Here is a 2,734-nt window from a genome sequence, read left to right as displayed (position 1 = left end):
TCATAGGTTCGTCAAGGGAGGCAGGTGCGGCCTTAAGCAGAAAGTTCCTATCAGTGATGTTAGGGAATCCCGCGCTGTCTCGTAGATCAGCGTCGGGAGGATGTCAACTACTAATCCTCAATAAAAAAAAATCAAACTTTTAAAGTCTTATATAGTAAAGGTTTTGGCTAAAAGGAACAAAAAGATGCAAAAAAAAATTTAGAGAAATGCTTGACAAATAAAATAGAAAGCGCCATAATAGCATATGGCTTGAAAAAAAAGGGACTGTAGTTCAATTGGTTAGAGCACCGCCCTGTCACGGCGGAAGTTGCGGGTTCGAGCCCCGTCAGTCCCGTAAAGTACATAACTTAACACTCATAACAAATCTGATGGATATTACTGTTTGATGAAAGCCTAATTTTTATGGTAAAAGTAGGAAATCAAGTCAGTATCAAAATTAGACTAACCAGAATCTAATCAAAGCACTCAAGTCGCTTAAATGGTTTAAATGGTTAGTCCAGCCCACTTTTTTTAAAGTAAACGTCCCGATCGGTCATAACACCTTGGGATGCGAGGCCAGTCCTGAGCTTCTGTTGTTCGGCATTAAACAGGTAAAGAGATTTGAAAAACCAGTGTGTCGAGCTGAAAAAGCCAAAATAACTGGGCGAGGCCAACTTTACGCATTTTCTGGAGAATGGACGCAACAATGTCCAAATTTTTGCCTAACCATACTTTTTGAGGTCAATTAATTGACCTCAAAAATATCTTATTTCTGTAGGAAATAAAGATAATTACTCGTTTTAAGCACATTTTTTCCAAGAGATTTTTACACTCCACTGGTAAATTATATATCTTCTGAGATTTAACCAGAAGTAGAATAAAATCTGAAAACAAAAAACTAAAATAGAAATTGATATGAGTGTTAGAGTTCGTTTGGCCCCAAGCCCAACAGGAAATTTACATATCGGTACAGCCAGAACTGCTGTATTTAACTGGTTATTTGCACAGAACCAGAAAGGAAAATTTATCCTAAGAATAGAAGATACAGATTTAGAGCGCTCCCGTCCAGAATATACTAAAAATATTACGGAGGGACTAACCTGGTTAGGGTTAGAGTGGGATGAAGGACCATCTTATCAGTCTCAACGTCTAGAACTATACCAGAAAGCAACTCAAGATTTACTAGACAAAGGATTAGCCTATCGCTGCTATTGTACAGCAGCAGAACTAGAGGAAATGCGGGAAGCCCAGAAAGCAAGAAAAGAAGCACCCCGCTACGACAACCGCCACCGGAACCTCACAGCAAAAGAACAAGCAGCTTTTGAAGCAGCAGGAAGGCAAGCAGTAATTCGCTTCAAAATAGATGATGACCGGATAATTACCTGGAATGATATGGTGCGGGGGAGAGTGACCTGGAAAGGAAGTGACCTAGGTGGAGATATGGTCATTTCCCGTGCTGCTGCTGGGGGTAAAGTAGGACAACCTCTCTACAATATGGCAGTGGTAGTAGATGATATGGATATGAAAATTACCCATGTGATTCGGGGTGAAGACCATATTGCTAATACAGCTAAACAAATATTACTTTATGAAGCCTTAGAGGGAAAAGTACCAGAGTTTGCTCATACACCCCTAATTCTGAATAAAGAAGGACGAAAATTGTCAAAACGGGATGGAGTAACTTCAATTTCTGATTTTAAAGAATTGGGTTTTACTCCCGAAGCACTGGCAAATTATATGTGTTTGCTTGGGTGGACGCCTCCAGATGCAACGCAAGAAATATTTACCCTAACAGAAGCAGGAGAAAAGTTTAGTTTTGAGAGGGTGAATAAAGCAGGAGCTAAGTTTGACTGGGATAAATTGGATTGGATAAACAGTCAATATTTACATAGTCTACCAGTAGAAAAACTGACAGATAAATTAATTCCCATTTGGCAAAAAGCAGGATATGAATTAGATCCCAAAGGCGATCGCTCTTGGTTAGAAGAACTAACAGCATTAATAGGACCTAGTTTGACTCGTCTGACAGATGCAGTGGAAATGAGTAAGTTATTCTTCTCTCCCACTGTAGAACTAGACGAAGCAGCAACAACGCAAATACAGAAAGAAGATTCTGTTAAATCTATTAATTCTCTTCTAGAAATGATAAATGTTGATGTACCTCTAGGAGCGGATGATGCACAGCAAACTATTAAAAAAGTTACTCAGAAAGTTAAGGTGAAGAAAGGGATTGTGATGCGATCGCTAAGAGCATCCTTAACAGGTGCGATGCAAGGACCAGATTTAATTCAGTCGTGGTTACTGCTGCATCAAAAGGGTTTTGATGTATTAAGGTTCAAAAAATCTATAGGTCAGGAAATTGAGGAAACGAAGAAAACAGAGACTACTCCTAATAAGAGTGAAGGTACTGTTGTGGTAGAAACAGCAACTCCAAAGTCTCCTGCTTTATCAAAAGAGCAAACTAAGACGACACCAATACCTGAACAAAAACAAGTAACAGAGAACAAAGAGACAAAAATCTCAACACCAGCAGCAACTCCGACTACTGGTGCAGCAGCTAAAATTCCAGCCGAACCGACTGTACAAAAAGAGAGAAAAATCTCAGCATCACCAGCAATTCCAACTCCGACGACTGGTGCAACAAGCAAAACACCAACCGAACCAACCGTAGCTAAACAGAGTAAAGTTGCGACACCAGAAACTCCAACTACTGCAACGACTGGTGCAACAAGCAAAACACCAACCGAACCAACCG

General features: G+C 40.0%; 1 protein-coding gene and 1 tRNA gene. Both read left to right on the top strand.

The features are described from left to right. Positions 1-260 precede the first annotated feature (260 nt). Positions 261-334 (top strand) — tRNA-Asp (locus F6K22_RS01325). Positions 335-894: 560 nt separating this feature from the next. After that, positions 895-2,734: glutamate--tRNA ligase (gene gltX, locus F6K22_RS01320; RefSeq protein ID WP_363272610.1), on the top strand; the 1,840-nt coding region annotated here is incomplete at its 3' end.

Origin of the sequence: Okeania sp. SIO2F4, assembly GCF_010672385.1 — a bacterium.
Classification (GTDB): domain Bacteria; phylum Cyanobacteriota; class Cyanobacteriia; order Cyanobacteriales; family Microcoleaceae; genus Trichodesmium.
This window is presented reverse-complemented; position numbering and strand designations above follow the sequence as displayed.